General features: G+C 40.2%; 15 protein-coding genes. 9 read left to right on the top strand and 6 right to left on the bottom strand.

Annotated elements, in window-relative coordinates; genetic code table 11:
* From ACYIAR_RS00290 to ACYIAR_RS00265, 6 genes are all read left to right on the top strand, one after another.
* Window positions 1-708 carry a protein kinase domain-containing protein gene (locus ACYIAR_RS00290; RefSeq protein WP_480331354.1) on the top strand — a complete coding sequence of 236 codons (708 nt, stop codon included), beginning with the start codon at window positions 1-3 and terminating at the stop codon, window positions 706-708.
* 76 nt (window positions 709-784) lie between these two features.
* Complete coding sequence (locus ACYIAR_RS00285; RefSeq protein ID WP_480329149.1) at window positions 785-1,879, top strand: ISAs1 family transposase; 1,095 nt, start codon at window positions 785-787, stop codon at window positions 1,877-1,879.
* 167 nt (window positions 1,880-2,046) lie between these two features.
* On the top strand, window positions 2,047-2,412 hold the full coding sequence (locus tag ACYIAR_RS00280; protein ID WP_007901163.1) for a hypothetical protein: 366 nt from the start codon (window positions 2,047-2,049) through the stop codon (window positions 2,410-2,412).
* Window positions 2,406-2,738 carry an IS66 family insertion sequence element accessory protein TnpB gene (tnpB, locus tag ACYIAR_RS00275; protein ID WP_008767179.1) on the top strand — a complete coding sequence of 111 codons (333 nt, stop codon included), beginning with the start codon at window positions 2,406-2,408 and terminating at the stop codon, window positions 2,736-2,738. Before ACYIAR_RS00280 ends, tnpB begins: the two co-directional genes overlap by 7 nt.
* A 90-nt stretch (window positions 2,739-2,828) precedes the next feature.
* Window positions 2,829-4,676: an IS66 family transposase gene (gene tnpC / locus ACYIAR_RS00270; RefSeq protein WP_008767178.1), complete on the top strand. Its 1,848-nt coding sequence runs from the start codon at window positions 2,829-2,831 to the stop codon at window positions 4,674-4,676.
* 297 nt (window positions 4,677-4,973) lie between these two features.
* The gene (locus ACYIAR_RS00265) at window positions 4,974-6,989 is read left to right on the top strand and encodes a leucine-rich repeat protein (RefSeq protein ID WP_480331351.1); all 2,016 of its coding nucleotides are present in this window, start codon (window positions 4,974-4,976) and stop codon (window positions 6,987-6,989) included.
* A 142-nt stretch (window positions 6,990-7,131) separates the two neighbouring features.
* On the opposite strand, the gene ACYIAR_RS00260 is transcribed toward ACYIAR_RS00265, so the two are convergent.
* Both ACYIAR_RS00260 and ACYIAR_RS00255 read right to left on the bottom strand, forming a co-directional pair.
* Window positions 7,132-8,694: a relaxase/mobilization nuclease domain-containing protein gene (locus ACYIAR_RS00260; protein WP_480331349.1), complete on the bottom strand. Its 1,563-nt coding sequence runs from the start codon at window positions 8,692-8,694 to the stop codon at window positions 7,132-7,134.
* 117 nt (window positions 8,695-8,811) lie between these two features.
* Window positions 8,812-9,198 carry a plasmid mobilization protein gene (locus tag ACYIAR_RS00255; protein ID WP_281695823.1) on the bottom strand — a complete coding sequence of 129 codons (387 nt, stop codon included), beginning with the start codon at window positions 9,196-9,198 and terminating at the stop codon, window positions 8,812-8,814.
* Window positions 9,199-10,071: 873 nt separating this feature from the next.
* On the opposite strand from ACYIAR_RS00255, the gene ACYIAR_RS00250 reads away from it, so the two are divergent.
* A complete protein-coding gene (locus ACYIAR_RS00250) occupies window positions 10,072-10,284 on the top strand; it encodes a hypothetical protein (RefSeq protein ID WP_007843075.1) in 213 nt (70 codons plus the stop codon).
* Window positions 10,285-10,376: 92 nt separating this feature from the next.
* Here ACYIAR_RS00250 and ACYIAR_RS00245 read toward each other — a convergent pair whose 3' ends face one another.
* Together ACYIAR_RS00245 and ppdK are read right to left on the bottom strand one after the other, a co-directional pair.
* Window positions 10,377-11,873 (bottom strand): tyrosine-type recombinase/integrase, encoded by a 1,497-nt coding sequence (locus ACYIAR_RS00245; RefSeq protein WP_032598421.1) that lies wholly within the window; start codon window positions 11,871-11,873, stop codon window positions 10,377-10,379.
* 202 nt (window positions 11,874-12,075) lie between these two features.
* Entirely contained in the window at window positions 12,076-14,799 is a 2,724-nt protein-coding gene (ppdK, locus tag ACYIAR_RS00240) for a pyruvate, phosphate dikinase (RefSeq protein WP_299229904.1), read from the bottom strand.
* Between the two features lie 276 nt (window positions 14,800-15,075).
* Here ppdK and ACYIAR_RS00235 point away from each other — a divergent pair, with 276 nt between their 5' ends.
* Together ACYIAR_RS00235 and ACYIAR_RS00230 are read left to right on the top strand one after the other, a co-directional pair.
* Window positions 15,076-15,426: a hypothetical protein gene (locus ACYIAR_RS00235; protein WP_480331346.1), complete on the top strand. Its 351-nt coding sequence runs from the start codon at window positions 15,076-15,078 to the stop codon at window positions 15,424-15,426.
* A complete protein-coding gene (locus ACYIAR_RS00230; protein ID WP_480331344.1) occupies window positions 15,423-16,538 on the top strand; it encodes a glutathionylspermidine synthase family protein in 1,116 nt (371 codons plus the stop codon). The genes ACYIAR_RS00235 and ACYIAR_RS00230 overlap by 4 nt, the downstream gene beginning before the upstream one ends.
* Here ACYIAR_RS00230 and ACYIAR_RS00225 read toward each other — a convergent pair.
* Window positions 16,535-18,952: a TonB-dependent receptor gene (locus tag ACYIAR_RS00225; RefSeq protein WP_480331342.1), complete on the bottom strand. Its 2,418-nt coding sequence runs from the start codon at window positions 18,950-18,952 to the stop codon at window positions 16,535-16,537. The genes ACYIAR_RS00230 and ACYIAR_RS00225 overlap by 4 nt on opposite strands.
* A gap of 112 nt (window positions 18,953-19,064) precedes the next feature.
* Window positions 19,065-20,447, bottom strand: a complete 1,383-nt coding sequence (locus tag ACYIAR_RS00220) for a Gfo/Idh/MocA family protein (RefSeq protein ID WP_299229912.1) — start codon at window positions 20,445-20,447, stop codon at window positions 19,065-19,067.
* Window positions 20,448-20,477: the final 30 nt, after the last annotated feature.

The raw sequence follows: 20,477 nt of genomic DNA, 5'->3' as shown, positions 1-20,477 counted from the left end.
ATGAACTACCCACTGATATCTGAATATGTCGAGTCTATAATGAATGCAGAAGACAATTTTAATGAATTGTCTTACCTTCGTCCTGTTTTGAATGAAAATGGAAGCCCTATTATGAGTAGTGGTAATCTTGCTGTAGTATTCAAGATGACTGACGGTAATAAAAACTATGCTGTTAAATGTTTTATCAAAGATCAGGAAGAAAGAACAGAAAGATATAAACTTATTTCTGATTATCTAAAATCCATAGAATCAGAGTATATAGTCTCTGTTAAATATATAGAAAATGAGTTGTTTGTTGACACAAAACAAACAGATGTGTCAGAATTTCCGGTTCTATTAATGGAATGGGTTGAAGGGCAAACTCTATCTTCATGCTTAAATGATGCATATAATACTGCTTGTAGCTATTGGAGTACATCTGGGGACGGAGAATATGTATATTATGAATTAATCCGTCTATTGAATAGTTTTCTAAGAATGACATCTTGGCTTCTAAAGCAGCCTTTTGCACACGGAGATCTAAAGCCTGACAATATAATTGTTAATCAAAATGGTGCATGTGTTCTTATTGATTACGATGGAATGTTTGTACCAACAATGGAAGGAATGCAAAATGTAAATATGGGAACCATAAATTTTAGGTATCCATTTGATGCATATTCAAAATTTGATCAGGGCAACCGCATCAAAATTTGTAATCATCAGTGAAGTGTTTATCTGTGCCTCACCTTAGATTTGCAGCGGCAAACCGAAACAGAAATAGAAATGATAAATTTGCAGTGAAATGAATCCATCCAAGTATTTTTCAGAAGTTACCGATCCTCGTGTAACAGGTCGTTGTCTACATTTGTTGTCAGACATATTAATGATAGGTTTGTGTACTTACCTGACAGGCGGAACAGATTATGAGGATATGCGTCTGTTTACCTTGGAACGTGGAGAAAAACTTAAGGATATGCTTTCACTTCCTCACGGTGTACCTTCAAAAGATACGTTTGAGCGTGTGTTTCAACGCATAGACCCAACCGAATTAGAACATTGTCTTTGTAGTTATGGGAAGTCAATCCTGTCGGATTTATCAGAAAAACAGATTGTTATAGACGGGAAGAAGCAAAGTGGGACATCGCCGACCTCTCGCGGGAATAAAGGTCTGTACATTTTGAATGCCTGGGTAAGCGAGAACGAATTCTGTATATATCAGAAAAAAGTGGAAGACAAGTCCAATGAGATAACAGCCATTCCCGAAGTGTTGTCAGCCATAGATATTGAGGATGCAGTTATATCCATAGACGCTATGGGAACGCAACGTGAGGTTGTAGACTTGATACTTGAAAAGAAGGGGCATTATCTATTGTCGGTAAAAGGTAATCAGAAGTCTCTATATGAGGATATTGAATGTGCTTTTAAAGTACACGGCGGCCTTGATTCGGATACGACTGTGGAAAAAGACCATGGAAGGATAGAAGTCAGGAAATGCAGCATTCTTCCAGCCATGGAATATCTGCTTCCGGAAACCATTCAATCTTGGAAAGGACTAGGGACGATTGTAAAAATGGAATCAAGTAGGGAGATGAACGGGAAAACGGCTCTTGAAACCAGATATTATATCAGTGACGAGCAAGGATTAAGTGCGTCTTACTTTCAAAAAATAATAAGAGGACACTGGAGTATTGAGAACCAACTGCATTGGCATTTGGACGTTACTTTTAAAGAGGATGATTGCAGAGCGAGGAAAGGATATTCATCACAAAACCTGTCAGTGATTAGAAAAGTGGCTTTACATATCATCTCTGAACAAAAGGATAAGTTAAGCCTTAAAAAAAGACTTTACAAGGCAGCTTTGGATATTAACTATTTAAAAAAGTTATTGCAGTTCTGACCGGATGATCTGAATCATAAAAAAGAGGCCTCTTTTTATAAGAGACCTCTCATAAGATCTTACGAATCATAGTCGAAAGACTTTGGTTGGTAAGCTTCCAAAATTGGCGTATTGACTAGCATGTTTCTTTCCCATACCTTCGTGCTAAACTTAAAACTTGAAAGATTATGTTTAGCGAAAAAGATTTTGAAAGACTGTGGTTCCTCTACAAAACCGAGGGTGAGCCCAATGGAGTTTCCATCAACTCGTTCTGCATTGGTAACAATATTCCATACACGGCATTCTATGACTGGTTCAAGAAGACACAGAAAAAGGTTGTACCTGTAGAAGTTGAAGGAATTCCGGAAGAGCTGATTCGGACAGGCAATGAAGAACGGCAGGAGGTTGCTAAAGACAAGCTCAAACGTACAACTCCCCATAAAGGAAGCATTATGGTGACGATAAGAACTCGTGAGGGCTTGTGCATACAGAAGAAAGGCTTAGACTATCAGGGGCTGAAAACACTGGTAGAGAAACTGGAGGGCTTATGCTGAGCATCAACGGTCTTCACAACTTCTACTACCTTCCTGAGCTTCACGATATGAGATGCAAGGCTCAGCGTATATGCGAGATAATCCGAGGTCGATACCACCGTGATCCATTGAATGGTGATGTTTACATGTTCATGTCTAAAGACCAGCGCAAGGTTCGCATGATACACTATGAGCGCAATGCCTATTATCTTCATGAGAAGTCCTTCATAAAGGGCTACAGGTTCATGAGGATAGAGCGCAAGGATGACGTGACAGTGTATAAGATAGACTGGAAAGACCTGGTCACGATACTTGAAACTCCGGTAATAACGAGCATAAGAATTTAATGATAAAACTCTGAATATCAGCAATAAAAGCTCTCTAAATATTTGCGTATCTCACTGAAAATGAGTATCTTTACATAAAATTTAGAGAACATGGAAACAGAGGAACTTATAGAACACATACTCAGACAGAAGCATCTTGAAGAGATGATGAACAGACCCGAAAAGGAGCATACACCCCTTGAAGGTATGGATAATGAGCAGATAAAGAGGTTCGCCCTGTTCCTGTTTGAGGAGAATCAGAGCAAGAGCAAGCAGCTTGACGAAATGATAGCACGGCTTGATGAAATAGGAAAAGACCTGAAGGAGTCCAATAAGAAAATAGACTCCCTTACAAATGCCCTGCTTAAGGCAAACAGCAAGGCTGACAAGGTTGTCCTTGAATACAAGCTCCGCGATAAGGAGTATAAAAAACTTGAGAAAAAGTATAATGCCCTTTTAGAACGTCTTTCCATTATGAATACCCAGACCTATGCCTCTTCCAAAAGTCTCAAAGGTATTGACCGTAAAAGGGTCGTAAAAGGGAAGCATGATGACAAGGATGATTTTGACGGTACTCCTACTGCTCCACCAAGCGAGGTCCCACAGCCGGACTCTTCCGCATCATGCGACACGCAGGATACTCCGAAGGCTTCCCTTTCCAAGGAAAGACCATACAGGAAAGGAATGACATACAATAAGACTTGTGTAGGTACACCGATTATACACAGGTCTGATTATACAATGCTTCCTGAGGATTCTGTTGTAATATCGTCAAGCTACCGTAAAATAAGAAGCATTGTGAGCCATATTGAGGAACATCACTTTGAGGTACTTAAGGTGAAGCATGCCGACGGCAGGATTGAAAGCATGTTCCTTCCTATGAAGGATGACGTCCGGGCAAGCCTTTATGACGAGATAGTACCGGGTACAAGCATTACGGCAAACATGCTCTCGTATCTGATGTTTAACCGCTTCCAGATGTCAACACCGGCATACAGGGAGGCGAAGAACCGTCTGTCGGATATGGACTGGAACACCTCTGTGCAGAACCTGCTGAACTGGGCCGACAAAGGTGCCATGCAGCTCAATAAGCTGATACCTGCCCTCAAGAAGATTGCCCTTCAGGACGGTGCCAACGTGAATGTGGACGAGACATGGCTCCGCTATCACGCATACAATAAGAAACGAAAGACCTATATGTGGTGTCTGGTAAACAGAAAAGCGCGTATAGTCATCTTCTTCTACGAGGATACAACGGATGATGAAGGTGTACAGAAACATGGAGGCAGGAACAGAAATGTGTTGAAGGAGTTCCTTGGTGATGCAAAAATCAAATCACTGCAGAGTGACGGTTACAACGTATATATGTATCTAGACAATGAACTTATGGATATAGAGCATCTCTGCTGTCTGGCTCATGCAAGAGCCAAGTTCAAGTACGCCTACGACCAGGGAAGTCTGCAGGCAAGAATCTTCCTTGAGCTGATAGCAAAGCTATACGGCATGGAAGAGACTTACCGTCGGGAAAAACTTACTGCGGACGAGATTTACAGCAGAAGGAACGGTAAGGAAACGACGGAAATCATCGAGAAGTTAAGGACGGAGCTTTATGATTTGCTGGCAAATCCGGATGAGAGCCGAAGCGAACTTATGAGCAAGGCCCTTAACTATCTGAAGAACTTCTGGAATCAGATCTTCTCCTACAGAAATGACGGAGAATACTCCATAGACAATATGACAGCAGAAAGAGCGATAAGACCAATCACTGTCCAACGAAAGAACAGCCTGTTCTTCGGAAGCGTGAAAGGAATACAGAACTCCGCAATCTATAATACCTTTATAGAAACCTGCAAACAGGCAGGAGTCTCCTTCAGGAATTACTTCTGCAAGCTGCTAAGAGAATTAAAGAAGGGAAGAACGGATTACGAAAACCTTCTTCCCATGACAATATGCAAATAATAATCGTTAAATTTGTGGATTCTTTTTTAGACGGGTGCCGACTGGCGCCCGTCTAAAAGGGGCTACCCTAAAATTGGAAGTTTACCTTTGGTTGTAAAATCGACACGTAAAAAATCCAATCGCTAAGGTTGTTTTTCATAGTTAAGGTTTTGCTATCCGCAATATCCGCTTTATTTCCCAAATAACACATTTTTTTCAGAACTATTTTAACAAACCTGTTGCAAAACATATTTTGAATGGAATTTTGGTGCGGTTGCCCTGAAATTTGATGAACGAATCGATAATTATGCAATTACATTGATAGCTTTATCAATTCAGACATTTATAATTGATATTGGTAAAGTGGAAGAATGCTTAGATTATTGTGTGATTAGTGAAAATGAGGTTTATAAATTAAACCAAATCTCTTTACTACAAGATAAGAAATTTATTTCAGATAATAATTTTAAGGAATTATTTGCTTTATATTTGCATACTTTAGCAAATAATAAATTATCATCGTTATACTTTGATGAATGCATTTCTAATATCCTTATACCAAATGATTTTGATATTTATAATACTATTGTATCTGAAGAAGAATTAAATCATTGTTGGGAGGATGATTATGGGGTAAAATATAGTCTTGATGGAAGACGAGTTTTAAAAGCTGATTCTCAATTGGAAGGAATAGATTATGAAATTAAAGAGGGTACTCTTATAATTTGTGACCAAGCATTCCAGTCTATAAATTTAAATAGTATAAGACTGCCTTCATCTGTCATTTCAATTGGTGATCGTGCGTTTGCCAATAACGATAATATGATTTCATGTAATATACCGTCTTCCGTACGATATATATATGATAACAATCCGTGGGGAGGGTGTTTTAATATTAAACAAATGGAATGCCATTCTCCTTACTATGCATTAGATAATGGTATTTTATATACTTCTGATTATTATACTGCAATTGGGTTTATTTATTGGCAACCAAAGGTGAAAATAGATATGCGTACTCGTAAAATTGCTGGTAATGCATTTTGGTCCTCACGTCGCAAATATGATGAATTTATTAAGACTGTAGATTTAAGTAATGTAAATAATATAGGAAGTGCATCTTTTTTTAATTGCAAGTCAGCTTCAATAAAGATTTCTAATAAGGTCAAAAAAATAGGAGAAGGTTGTTTTTCGGGCTGCAAAATGTTAAATGAAGCAGATTTATCTAACATAAAATCTATACCTAAGGATTCATTTACAAACTGTAGTGGGCTGAAAAATATAATATTCTCATCTGAATTACTAGATATTGAAGATAACGCATTTAGTGGCTGTTCATCATTATCCATGGTAGAAGAGCCTAAATCAGTAACGTATATTTCTGAAAGTGCTTTCGATAATTGTAATTTATTAAGTAAGTTAGATGTTGACTCATATAATAAAAATTACAAATCCATTGATGGAGTATTATTTAATGCAACAGTGTCTCGTCTTATAAGATATCCAATCAATATCGAAAGAAAAAATTATGTAATACCATCAACTGTTATAGAAATAGCAGATAGAGCTTTTAAAGGATGTAAGTATCTAGAAAAAGTATTTGGAGAAAAAGAATTATATTTTTGTGGAATAGATGTTTTTAGAGATTGCAATAATATTAATCAATGTTCATTAAGGATATGTCATGATGCTCCTTTAGAATCAATATACAATCTTGGAGCTTTTCTTTTTCAAATTAAACAACCTACTGATGACAGCAAAGAACGAGGTTATAATCTAATATTAGAAGCTGCAAATAGAGGATTACTAAACGCAGAGTGGCATATGGCACTTATATTTAATGATAATGATTCTGATAAGAAACAATACGATGAACAATATATTTTTTGGTTGGAGAAAGCTGCTAAACATAATCATATCAATGCAATATATCAGTTAGGTATAGAACTAATGACGGGTAAGAAAATTCAAAGTGACTTCAAAAGGGCATTTACTCTACTGAATCAATTAGAAAACAATCTTATTACAGCTATGAAACTTAAAGGAAAATTTTTTGCTCCCCTTGCTTTTTTGTATGAATACGGATTGGGCGTAATAAAAGATACCCAAAAAGCATTTTCACTTTATGAAAAGGGTACTGTCTTTTCTGATAATAATGCAGAGTATAATCTTGCTAGGTGCTATGAAAAGGGTATTGGAACACAAATAAATCTTTTCAAGGCCCAAGAATTTTATTCAAAAGCAGCAAAACACAAACACCCTAAGGCAATGAAAGCATTAGAGTTGGTTGATATTCTTATAAATGAGCAAGATTTAGATGAACTTCCTTTTTAATAGGAATTATTGTAATTTTACGCTTACTGGGACGGGTGGCCAAGCCCTCTGGCGCTGGCCGTTTCCCGACCGATGAGTTTTCTCATAAGAAACAATGCGTGACACAGTTTATTTTACACTACCGATATAATGGGCAAGATAACTATCTTTTTATTGAATGTTCATCATCAACCTCATCATAGTTATCTCTATGTCCAACTTCCCACTCACGTTTTTCGCTATGACTACCACCACCTGCATCATGCAGTTTGGATTTGCCAGCAAAACGTGAAATAGACTTTGTTGGTTGCTGGGGGTTATGTTGTTCAATTTGTTTCACAGATTGTTTCAATCTTTCAAGATTGAAGTTTTCTTTAGTAAGATTTATAATGATATGCTGCTTGAAATTAATGGCATAAGTTGCATCCTCTTCCTGACGGATAGTGAAGCCTTCTTCATGCAGTCGGTTTCTGACTGAGGAAACTGTTTCATCATTGAATATCTCACGCAACCGATTCACAGCATCAGTGTAGTAGTGTGTTCTTTCCAGAGATATATCTACCAGATCTGTCCGGGAAACCTTAAAAATCTTACAAAGCAAATCCCGTTCAGCCTCAGTAGTCGGACTGAACATTTCTACCATAGCTATACGGTTATTACGGTCGATAGCTTCTGCCATAAAAGGTTTTAACGGACGGCTTTGGCCATCAAAATAGATGATACCTTTCTTGATATAGGCACGCTGCTTCCTGATTTTACTGTATATTTTACCCTGGGTAATCTTCGGATTGAGTGTCAGTAACCGGTCAATATAGTCCTCAATCCGGTTGAACCGCTCTTCAGGTGTAGCAAAGTCCAGAAGCTCCTCTACAGCCAGCACTCTTGCACCATGAATGACGGTCTTGTTTGCATGATCAACGAGCATATACCCATATGGTACATCCTTCTTGCCGAAGAACACAATGTCAATACCGAACTTCGTTTTCAGTTCCTTCTGTAGCTCCTCCTTGTTGGAACTTACGTCACGGTATTTCTTTAATATGCTTCTAAGCTGATGGCAACGAGCCCTTTCCCGATAACCGCTCTTGAAAAGACTTTCTATTTCAGAAAAAGGAATTTCCTTCTGAACCTTACCACCATGCTTGACGAATACATTCTCGTCTTTCTGATAGACTTCATATCCCATGGAAACCATTATAGACTTGAATTGGGCAAATGAAGAGAATGTGTACTGCTTGGCCAAATTAATGTCATCTTCCGTTTTCTTCTTCCTGTCGTTACCAAGAATACGGTCAATGACTTCTTGAGAACGTCTGCGCTCATGGCTGTGCTGAATCTTTCTTCCATCAGGTGCCACCCTTGAAGTAATAATATGAAGATGGGTATTCTCCGTGTCATAATGGGAATAAACAAGCAACGGCTGACCGGATTCTCCGTATCCCATATCCTTGAGATACTGGTGTGCAAAATCCAGCAGCTCATCTTCCGACATTTCGTGACCTTTACATGATATGGCTACATGAAACTGCGGTTTCCTGATTCTGCTGTTCTGTGAACTGTACTTCTGGAGATAACCGACCAGCTCACTTTGTGTAGGCTTGTGAAAAATTCCGAGTGAACCGAAATTCTGAATCTCGATAAGCCGTGCAACACCTTTCGAGACTTTATGTTCATTGTAACCGACAGCATGAAAGTTAGTGCTTCCCGGTAATATGGTTGCTATCATATTGAATTCTAATTATCATGGTTTATGTGATTGGGTAACCGAAATACTTCAAGCTCATTAATCTACGGTTACACAATAATAATATCTGAAATGATTGAATACCGTGTAACTAATAACTCAGATTCTGACAGTTTTCTGTGTCAGAGAATCAAGGTCTTTCTTTATTCGGTTCAATGTTTCCTGAGTTTCAAGAATAACCGGTAACAGAACTTCCTGAATATAGCTGGGTACTAGTAACCCGGCTACCGCAAGTTCATTAGCACGTTTAACTGACTGATTAAGGTTTCCTCCAGCCCAGGAAAGTTCATTCTGATATTTCCGGTAAAATAGACCGAGATCATTCATCAGTTCGAGTTGCCTTTTGGTTCCGATATTTGAATACTCTGCCAGTGCTGAGCGTATATAATGACTCACAGATGAATAGGAGGCAGATTTCTCCTTAAACTGTTGTACTTCCTCCGGTGTCATTCTGACCTTGATGTACTTGGTTCTCTGATTCTTCATACTTGGATACATTGGTGGTTAGGTTCCCCGGACCATCTTTCGCCATGCGAAACAGCGGCCAGTCGCTCCGATGCGCCAGCATTCGGCAAGTTACTTTTGTGAGTACGAAACGGAGTTTTGTGGCCACAAAAGTACAACTTGCTTGGAAAACTCTGCACGGCAGAACGATGCCTTCCGGGAATGATTATTACACCCAAATTTACCGGAGAAAGCCGTTGCAAACCGAAATCAACAACACAATTCTTTGGAGGCGTATTCCTGTTAACCGTCTGCTGTAGCATCCGGTTGTCTTGGAATATCCATATAGCGGAATATTGTTGTATAGAGTCCTAGAACTTATCAAACCAATTTTCGTGTATTCAGAAACAGATGCTATAAGTATTATTCGATTTTAGAACCATAAAAATCGTAGTAATAAGAAAATAATGTTTCGATATATATGGTTGGATAAACCAAAGTCTCAAAGACACACAAGATGTAGTTATATGGGATAGATGGTTATTGTTCTCATAAAACCTATATCCAATATAATATGTAGTCCCGATACCATGATAGCATGGTAAAAGTAACCTGCTTATCTAAGTTATTGGAATCCCAATAAAAGGGAAAATATAATCTTGTAGCTGATTCAGCTGATGAAATGGCTATCGTGAAATCTTATTTTATCTGAACTGTATTGCAGAAACATTCAGACCGAACAACCTCGTTTTCAGAGTCTGGAGATGCTTTGTTATCATGGTGATATAGCACTGATAATCAGTAAAAATTTACTCGAACAACAAGAAAATACTGTTGCGTAAATTTCTGTATATCATTGATTTTTAGTATATTTATATAATTAATAAGCTCTTATACTCATAAATATTACACATTATGTTTGAACTGCTGTTGATTATATATCTGCTGCCGGTACTTATTATCGGTATGCTGCTCCTGAAGCTGGTATTCTGGCTTTTGAGGATTTCCATACGTCTGGCTGTGTGGCTAGTAAAGAAGACTGTCATACTTATATGGAAGCTTATCGTACTTGTCTTTGCCATAGTTATAGGTCGTGAAATCATGCCCTGGAACCAACTGGACAAATAGAAAAGAACCGCACCAATATGATAAATGGTACGGTTCTGATAAAGATAAGTAGAATCCTCCCTTTGTGTTAATGGCTTGTTCAGTTTTGCCGATTACATGAAACCTTTTCCCTTGCTTCTTTCATATACAACTTCCTTCTTGGAATCACAATTCATAAGACGGAACTGAACCATACATCCGGTAGGGATATCCTTAGGTAACTGTTCAACCAGTCTGTCAATAACCTGGTCCACATTACTGAAACCAATATCTGTTATTTCACCGATAACATCACCTTTGAAATATGCACGGCCATAGATCATCATCTTCTTTGTGATGCGGAACATCTTGTCTGCCGGTGTCTCGAAGTCACGTGCCTTGCCTTGCTTGCTCTTCTTGCTGCTGAAGAAAATGAAGTCAATCACTTTTGCATTGAGTTCCCAGGCAGGAGTGAAATCTATCTTGACATAGCCTCTTGTAATATTCAGTCCATGGCTGTGATTCATACCGAAAGCAACTTCATACAGATTGGCATCACAGTCATTTTGGGCAATTGTAGCCCATGTATGACGGAAAGTGTAATAACAGTAGTAATCCTCCTTCTTCATTCCCATATCGGCACATATCTTTCTGATTCCAATATTAACGTTGGCATTGAAACTGTCTGGGTTACTGTAACGCTTATGGAATTTGAAAAGATATTCATCATTCTCGTCTGAAAGATATTTGTCAAATGTGGCCTGAATGAACGGTTCCACGCGCATTTCAATATAGGCTTCGTCTTTCCGGCTGTGCTTTGTCTTAGCTCTTTTATATCCGATAATACCATCCTTGTAGTTTTCTTTTTTAAGCTCAAAAATATCTACGGTGTTTATTCCACCCAGACACAAAGATAGGAGTGCCACGTCTCGGCCCAGTTCCGGAAGAGAGGAAATCATTTTGGTTTCCGGTAGGGGGCGATTGAAGAATTCCCTACATGCCTCTGCACTGATGGCCCTTTGGACCGTACTGTCAGATTTAGGAATAGATACCTTTAACCAAGGATTGTATTTGATTCGCACGATACCACGTTCTTCATCGTTCAGCTCTATAAGTGCCCTTTTGAATATCTGTCTTAAACAAGTCGGATACATTTCTTTCGCCCTGTTCGTCAACGAAAGGCTATTAATCCATCTTGTCAAAACAGAAGATGACAAGTGAGTAAACATCACTCTGGTTGTTCCCAAATATCTTTCAAGGTGGTTTACAGCCAGACGATAGTTCTTAGCATTACGTTCATGTCCTTCAGAAGCCATACGGTTAATGAATTTTGTAGCATAGTCACTAAAACATATTTCTTCATCTGAATGGATAAGGAATTCAATTAGTTCAGCAACAGAATAATTTGAGACATCCTTACGGTTTATCATATCGCTATAACGTAGGATTTCTCGTGAACAATATTCGTTGACCACAATATCCTTGATTTCGCCATTCTTGGTGATTTGCTTGTCCGTAATGAGTTTATCGGTTTTAATATAACCCATTCTTGAACGGTGGACAACACGAATGTACACTGGATAAAATCCGTCAGCTCTCTTTTTTCTTACGACTACTTTAAATGTTGCCATATCAGATTGATTTATAAGTTATTAAATGGTGTATGCGTTGGTGTATGCGCCACTGTTCAAAAGTGTATGCGTGGTGTATGCAAGTACCGTTTATTTGGCTCATTTTTTGCGGACAAATGCACGAACCGCCTAAAAACAACTTAGGCTGTAACGCCTGATAAACAGTTCGTTACAGCCTAAATCAAATATTATCCTATATTGCTTATGCTTCCTCAATAGCAGCCTGCGCCGCCGCAACCCTAGCTATAGGCACTCTAAATGGAGAGCAGCTGACGTAGTTAAGACCTACTTTATGACAGAATTTGACTGAAGAAGGTTCGCCGCCGTGTTCGCCGCAAATACCGCATTTCAAATCGGGACGGATAGCACGGCCTTTTTCTGTTGCCATACGAACTAGCTGACCTACACCTTTCTGGTCGAGAACCTGGAATGGGTCAACCTTAAGGATTTTCTTTTCCAGATATACTGGAAGGAATGATGCGATGTCGTCGCGAGAGTAACCGAATGTCATCTGAGTAAGGTCATTAGTTCCGAATGAGAAGAATTCGGCTGATGAAGCGATTCGGTCTGCTGTGAGGGCTGCTCGCGGAACCTCAATCATTGTTCCTACTTTGAATTCGATTCTGTCGTTCTTTTCGGCAAACAATTCTTCGGCTGTTGCACGGATAACCTTTTCCTGTTCCTTGAATTCGTAAAGAATACCAGTCAATGGAACCATGATTTCAGGCATTGCTTCAATACCTTCGGCTTTCAATTCCAAAGCTGCGCCAAGGATTGCTCTTGTTTGCATGGCTGTGATTTCAGGATATGTGTTGCCAAGACGGCATCCGCGGTGTCCGAGCATAGGATTGTGTTCGCACAGTGATTCAACTCTCTGTTGGATATATTTCACGGAAACTCCCATTGCTTCTGCCATTTCTTCCTGTCCTTTCAAATCGTGAGGAACGAATTCGTGCAATGGAGGGTCGAGCAGACGCACTGTGACCGGACATCCTGCCATTGCCTTGAATATTCCTTTGAAGTCTGCCTGCTGATAAGGAAGAATCTTTTCAAGGGCTTTCTTGCGTCCTTCGGAATTTTCGGCAAGAATCATTTCACGCATTGCCTTGATTTTTTCTCCTTCGAAGAACATATGCTCTGTTCGGCAAAGTCCAATACCAACGGCGCCGAAGCTTCGTGCAATTGTGGCATCGTGTGGAGTATCGGCATTTGTTCTGACTTTCAGGCGTGAATATTTGTCTGCCAATGCCATTAATTCTGTGAAGTCTGCTGATAATTCAGCTGCTTTTGTCTGAACTTCACCAATATATACTTCGCCGGTAGAACCGTTTATTGAAATATAGTCGCCTTCTTTCAATACTGTTCCATCTACTTCGATTGTTTTCTTCTTGTAATCGACATTCAATGTTCCGGCTCCGGAAACACAGCATTTTCCCATACCGCGGGCTACTACGGCAGCGTGTGATGTCATTCCGCCTCGAGCTGTAAGAATACCTTCGGCAGCTTCCATTCCTGCCAAATCTTCAGGAGAAGTTTCAAGGCGAACGAGTACTACTTTCTTTCCGTCCTTATGCCAAGCTGCTGCATCGTCGGCAAAGAACACGATTTGTCCTGTAGCTGCGCCCGGTGATGCCGGCAAGCCTTTCACAAGCACTGTAGCTTTTTTCTGAGCTTCTTTGTCGAATACAGGGTGAAGAAGTTCGTCGAGCTTGTTCGGTTCGATGCGCAAAAGAGCTGTTTTTTCGTCAATGATTCCCTGGTGAAGCAAGTCCATGGCGATTTTCACCATTGCTGCGCCGGTGCGTTTTCCGTTACGAGTCTGCAAGAACCACAGTTTTCCTTCCTGAACTGTGAATTCCATATCCTGCATGTCACGATAGTGCATTTCCAGTTTTGTCTGCAGCTCGTCGAGCTGTTTGTATATTTCCGGCAATGCTTCTTCCATTGACGGGTAATTTGCAAGGCGTTCTTCTTCGGAGATTCCCGCACGTTCTGCCCATCTCTGTGAACCAAGTTTTGTGATTTGCTGTGGAGTTCGGATTCCGGCAACTACGTCTTCGCCCTGGGCATTGATAAGATATTCGCCATTGAACACGTCTTCGCCTGTTGCAGCGTCACGTGAGAAGCAAACACCTGTTGCTGATGTGTTTCCCATGTTTCCGAACACCATTGCCTGAACTGTAACGGCTGTTCCCCACTCTGCCGGTATTCCTTCCATCTTTCTGTAAAGGATTGCGCGTTCGTTCATCCAACTGTTGAACACGGCACAGATGGCACCCCAAAGCTGTTCGTAAACAGATGTAGGGAAATCTTTTCCTGTCTGTTTTTTTACGGCATCCTTGAATTTTACAACCAGTGTCTTTAGGTCATCTACATCAAGCTCGTTGTCGAGTTTTACACCTTTAGCTTCTTTTACTTCTTCAATTATAGCTTCGAACGGATCGATATCATCTTTATTTACAGGCTTCATGCCAAGAACTACGTCTCCGTACATCTGTACGAATCTTCTGTATGAATCCCATGCAAAGCGTGGATTGCCTGTCTTGCGTGCCAAACCTTCAACAACTTCATCATTAAGTCCGAGGTTAAGAATAGTATCCATCATACCAGGCATTGAAGCACGGGCACCTGAACGGACTGAAACCAAAAGAGGATTTTCAACATCTCCAAATTTGGAGTTCATCAGTGATTCAATATTTGAAATAGCTTCTTTGACATCGTTTTCAAGAATTGATACAACTTTATCTTTTCCCAATTCATAATATTCTGAGCAAACTTCGGTTGTAATGGTAAATCCAGGAGGAACCGGAACTCCTATCAAATTCATTTCTGCAAGATTCGCACCCTTACCTCCAAGTAAATTTCTCATATCGGCTTTACCTTCGGCATTACCATTTCCAAATTTGTAAACTCTTTTCTTTTCCATAATTTAGTAATAATTTATGCCAACCATCAGTCAGAAACTAGTTTCAGCATCTAATACATTAAAGAAGATATCGACAGTAAAGTGAATAACTTCATTAAACTTATGGTTCGCTTTAGTTTGTTTTAAGTTAACATTTATTGTTTTATTCTGTTGCAAATATATTCCTTAATTCAACTTATGCAATAACTTTTTTTAAAATATTTTGCATGTTTTAAAACTTAAATAATAATTCTTATCAATAGAATATATATCTTTATGCGCGCAAATTTGAGATTTATGAATAAAAGACTATTTGTTTTATCTTTATCACTACTCACACTGTTTGCCTGCGAGCAAAAGCAACTCCCTGAAAACCCGAAAGATAATGAAGAATATGTGGATAATTCCGGAAATCACTGGCTGTGGAACGCGATGCTTATGCGATGGATGATTACTTCGCCTATGGGTGTTACTCATTTTTATTATCCGCAATCAAACGTATGGCAAAATTCGAACGGAATGAAGACAACTCCTCCGGTAAATCTGAAGGAAACGGTTCAGAAAACGAAATCTTCTTCGTCTGGTGTATGGGGAAAGTCGAAAAGTGTGTTCGGTAAAACTGGTAAATCATATTCTATACGTTCATGAAAAGGATTGTTCAGTCTCCCAGAAATGATTTCAGAGAAAAAATAGAATCTCTTGGTTTTGACTTCCATCAGGATTATTGGCTGGAAAATGCCTGCTATGAATTCAGCAGCGAGGAAATAGGAATTTTGGAAGAGGCAAGCCGGGAATGCTATAATATGTATTGCGAAGCTGTTGAACGTGTGATTAGAGCTGACAGATTCGATGATTTGTGCATACCTCGCAATATTGTTGATTTTATAAAAACCAGCTGGGAAGAAGACGACCTTTCGCTGTACGGACGCTTCGACTTTGCTTTTGACGGAACTGACACAATGCCGAAGCTGTTGGAATTCAATGCCGATACTCCTACTTCTCTACTGGAGGCTTCAGTAATTCAGTGGCAATGGCTACAGGATAAGTATCCGCAAAAGGATCAATATAATGCCATCCATGAAATACTTGTTCAAAGTTGGAAAGACATTCACGAACAATATGGACAAGACAGATATTATTTTGCCTGTGAGCATGATTATGCTGAAGATACGTCAACTCTGAGATATTTGCTTTCCACGGCTCAGGAAGCGGAATTGCCTACGGCGGAACTGGACATCTGCGATATCGGTTTTTCGGAATCCGACAATCAGCTGACCGACCCTGCCGGCGAGCCTATTGACTGCCTGTTCAAGCTGTATCCATGGGAATGGATGTTCAATGAGAATCTTCATGCCTGCAAGGCGGATTGCCTCTTTATAGAGCCTTTGTGGAAATCAATGATGAGCAACAAGGCGATGCTTGCTCTGTTGTGGGAATTCTTCCCGGACAGCCCATATCTTCTGCCGACATATAAATCTCCGGAAAGACTTGGAAATTCTTATTGCCGGAAGCCTGTGTTCTCACGCGAAGGGGCAAATATTTCTCTGGTTAAGAACGGGAATGTCATTGAGGAAAGTTCAGGCGACTATGGTGCCGAAGGTTTTATTTATCAGAAACTTGTGGATATTGTTCCACAGCATGGGAAATATCCTGTTATCGGAAGCTGGATTATCGGAGGCGAGCCTGCAGGAATCGGCATAAGAGAAACCGATTCCCGCATAACTGACAACCTGAGTTATTTTGTGCCACACTATTTCTAGTGTTTTATTCCTTCAAACATATCCATTCTGTCTTCTTTGCTGCCTGAGGTCTTGCCGCTGAAGCTGTTGAATGTCCAGCTGAGGGTAAGCATTATCTGAGGATATTTAGGTTTTATCCTGGTGAGCGACCTCAGGTCTGATGTTTGTATGTCGGATATATATTTTGCCGTTCTGAAAATATCTCTGAACACAAGTGAGGCTGTGAGCCTTCTGCCGAAAAGCTGCTGACGTATTGCCATATTTGCATACCAGTATGCATCTGTCCGTCCCTGTGTTGTCACTGACGGACCGACGAAACTTGCGTCGAACTGAAGTCTGGTGTATTTAGCAACGTCAAACAAATTGTTCCACAATATGTCGTAATTGGTGCTTGTGGCAGTGTTTCCTCCGGCTGCACGCTCATTTTTCACCTTGTAATGATAAAGACTGCCGTTGACAGTTGTTCCCCAGAATTTGAAAGGGCGTAAATTGACGCTCAGTTCAAGTCCTGTAGAATAATCATGTCCAACATTTGCCATTGAGTCCAGAGTTACTCCTGCCTCGAAAGGAACTCTAAGTCTCTCGATTTTGTCTTTCCTTGAACGATGGAAGGCTGTGACTGAAACCTGGTTTTCACCGAAATCTTTTCTATAATTCAACTCATAAGAGTTTATATATTCCGGGCGGATATCAGGGTTTCCTATCTCTGCCGTATAGAAATCTCGGTATGTAATGTAGGGCTCCATGTAGAATAGTTGCGGACGAGTGGTTCGCCTTGAGAATGAAGCCTGCAAATGATGTTCACCAGGGAAATCATAGCCTACGTGTGCAGATGGAAAAAGCTCGAATCTGTTCTTAGTTCTGTCGGCACCTTCAACGGAACTTCTCAGAACTGTGTGAGTATGTTCTCCCCTCACTCCTGCCTGCACATCAAATCTGTTCCACGACTTTGCCAGGATGGCATAGATGGAATTCACGCCTTCCTGGAAATAGAAGGTGTTGTAGATGTCGTCTCTCCAGTAGAAATGTTCTCCCTGCGGATCCCACCATTCCATTTTGTAGTCTCCATCTTCGAGATATGAATAATACTGATATCCGGCTTCGAGGCGCGCTGTTTCGTTTATAGGAAGCGTGTAGTCCAGGTTGGCACGCAGAGTTTCGCGGTGTTCGGCTTCGTAGGCTCTGTGTCCCTGAACTCTCTTGCCTTCGAGACTCATCAGGTCGTTGAAGAAATATTCAAGGGCATCGCCACCATATTTATAGTATGCGCTTGCGGACAATTCGTGTCCGTTATCATTGAAGCGATGCTTGAGGGCAAAACTTCCGAGGCCATATTTTTCCGAGTTATCATAGTCGTCGATACTTCTGTAATATTCTGTCTGCGGTTCGGAGCCATTGATGCTGCGAGTTTCCTTGTAGTTCATTTCGCCTTTGCGCTTGTTTCCTCCATATCCGCCTTCTACGTCAACGGAAATGCTGGTTTTGGGCAACTCGATGCTCCAGCCACCTTTCAGGGAATAATTGTAATTGTCTCCGGTTCTTGGTCCGACGGAATGAGACGTTGTAGTCTGGTCTCCGACTATCGTCATTTTTTCCTGGTCGAAATCACTTTTTCGCAGTCTGTCGGTCCACTGACCGCCAACGTACCATCTTGATTTGGTGTTCTGCTTGGTCAGAAGGAAATCTATATTCCTTGACAGCCATGTGCTTCCCGAAAGATTGACCATTCCGCTCAATCCCTGTTGCGAATGTTTTTTGGTTATAATGTTTATAATTCCCACATCACCGTCGGAGTCATGTTTAGCCGATGGAGTTGTGATAATCTCAATATTTTCAATTTGTCCGGCAGGAATATGTTCCAATGCCTGAGTGCCGGAGAAAACGCTGGGTTTTCCGTCAACATAGACCAGGAAACCGCTGCTGCCTCGAAACGTCACTTCGCCTTCTGCGTCCACGCGTATTGATGGAGTGTTTTCGAGAATATCAACTGCCGAGCCACCGCCAGCCATCATATTTGCCGAAGCTTCTACAATTTTCTTGTCCAACTTATAGACCAACTGCCTTTTGGAAGCCACAACTTCAACTTCAGAAATTCCCATTTCGAGAGGCTTCATACTTAGGTTTCCCAAATATTTATCCTCATTGTTGATAACGATATCTTTTACGGTGACAATATCATAGCCAATGAGCCGCACCATAAGTGTGTATGTTCCGTTCTCAACTTCATTGAAAATGAATTCACCTTTCTCATTCGGGAATGTTTGCATAACCGGCTTTTCTGAGACACCATTTTTATACAGGAATAAATCTGCATAGTCGATTACTTTTTCCGTTCCGGACTCGAGCAACTTACCTTTGATATTGCCGTCTGAATTATCTGCCCATAATGAAGCCGAAGTCATCAAGGCTAACAAAATACAGGTTGTCTTTTTCATTTGATAATTAGTAATTAAGTTTCGCTTAAAAATTGACAAGAAAATGATTTCACAAAGCAGCACAGCAGTTATGGAAACCACTGTGCTGCAATACATATTTAAATATAATTAATCAGACTCTGTTATACTGTTTTTTCTCTTCCGGAACAATTGAAGTCAGTCCTTCAATATTGACAGGTTTACCCGTCTGGATACTCTTTCTTGCCGCGATACCAATCAGGCAAGCCAAAGAACCGTCTCTGACGTTGGCACACTGCTTCATTGGATCAGGAACATTCGGTTTGAATATCTGGTCTTTCAGCAATGCGTCGCCACCGCCATGGCCGGAAGTTCCAAAAGGAATATGGAAATATTGTCTTTTTCCGAAATTCTTGAAAAGAATTATTTCGTCATAATCACGGTCGGACATTCTGTTGGATTCTTCAATCCATGCGTCAATTCGTCCTTCAGTTCCGTTGAAAGCAATTCTGTATCCTTCATAAGGAGAATAACTTGTCAATGAATATGAAACCTGGACGCCGTTTTTATATTTGATAGTTGCAGCCATCTTGTCATAAATATTTACATCGTTGGCAAAGACACAACCGTCTCTGTTGTATTTGTCATATTTATAATTGTCAACATACAACTTTGTGAGGAATGAGTCTTTTGTTATGTCCCAATAGTAATTACATTCAGACTTATGACTGCACATTCTACAATTCTCACCTCTGAATTTGCCATTTTTGCCATAGTGTTCAAGTGCTCCGACGCAATATACTGTTTCGGGGTCACTGTCGATCCACCAGTTCAGCAAATCAAAATGATGGCAGGCTTTGTGAAGCAGCAAAGAGCCGCTATTCTCAATTTTTCTGTGCCAGCGTCTGAAATAATCGGCACCATGAGAAGTGTTCAAATACCAGTGGAAATCAACGGATGTCAACTCTCCGATTTCTCCATTTCTCAACAGTTCCCACATTTTTGCTCTGTGAGGAGAATATCTGTAGTTGAAAGTTACACGGACTTTCTTTCCTGTTCTTTTCTCTGCATCCAAAATTGCCTGAATTTTCTGTTCGTCAATAGTCATCGGTTTTTCGGTTATAATATCTGCTCCATACTCCATTCCTTTGATTATAAACTCATGATGAGTGCAGTCTATTGTACAAACAATAAGAACGTCTGGCTTTGTGGTACGCATCATTTCGTCGAAATCCAAAAATGTCGGACAACCGGCTCCGATATGCTGACTGGCAAAATTCAATCGTCCTTCATTTATATCACACAAGCCGACGAATTCTATCAAATCAGGATAATCCCTAACGAGGTCTTTTCCCCACATTGTAATACCTCTGATTCCGGTTCCAACTAAAGCAACACGCATTTTTTTTGCAGCAGCTTCTTCAATAAAATCATTTGCACTGACTTTTTCAAAAGGAAGGTTTCCTAAAATGGCAGTTCCTGCCAAAAGACCTGAAGAGGCCATAAATTCACGTCTGGAGATTTTTGTCTTTTCCATCGCACATCACACTTTAAGTTAACAAAATAA

It is taken from the genome of Parabacteroides sp. KHUB-01 (assembly GCF_056640935.1).
This window is presented reverse-complemented; position numbering and strand designations above follow the sequence as displayed.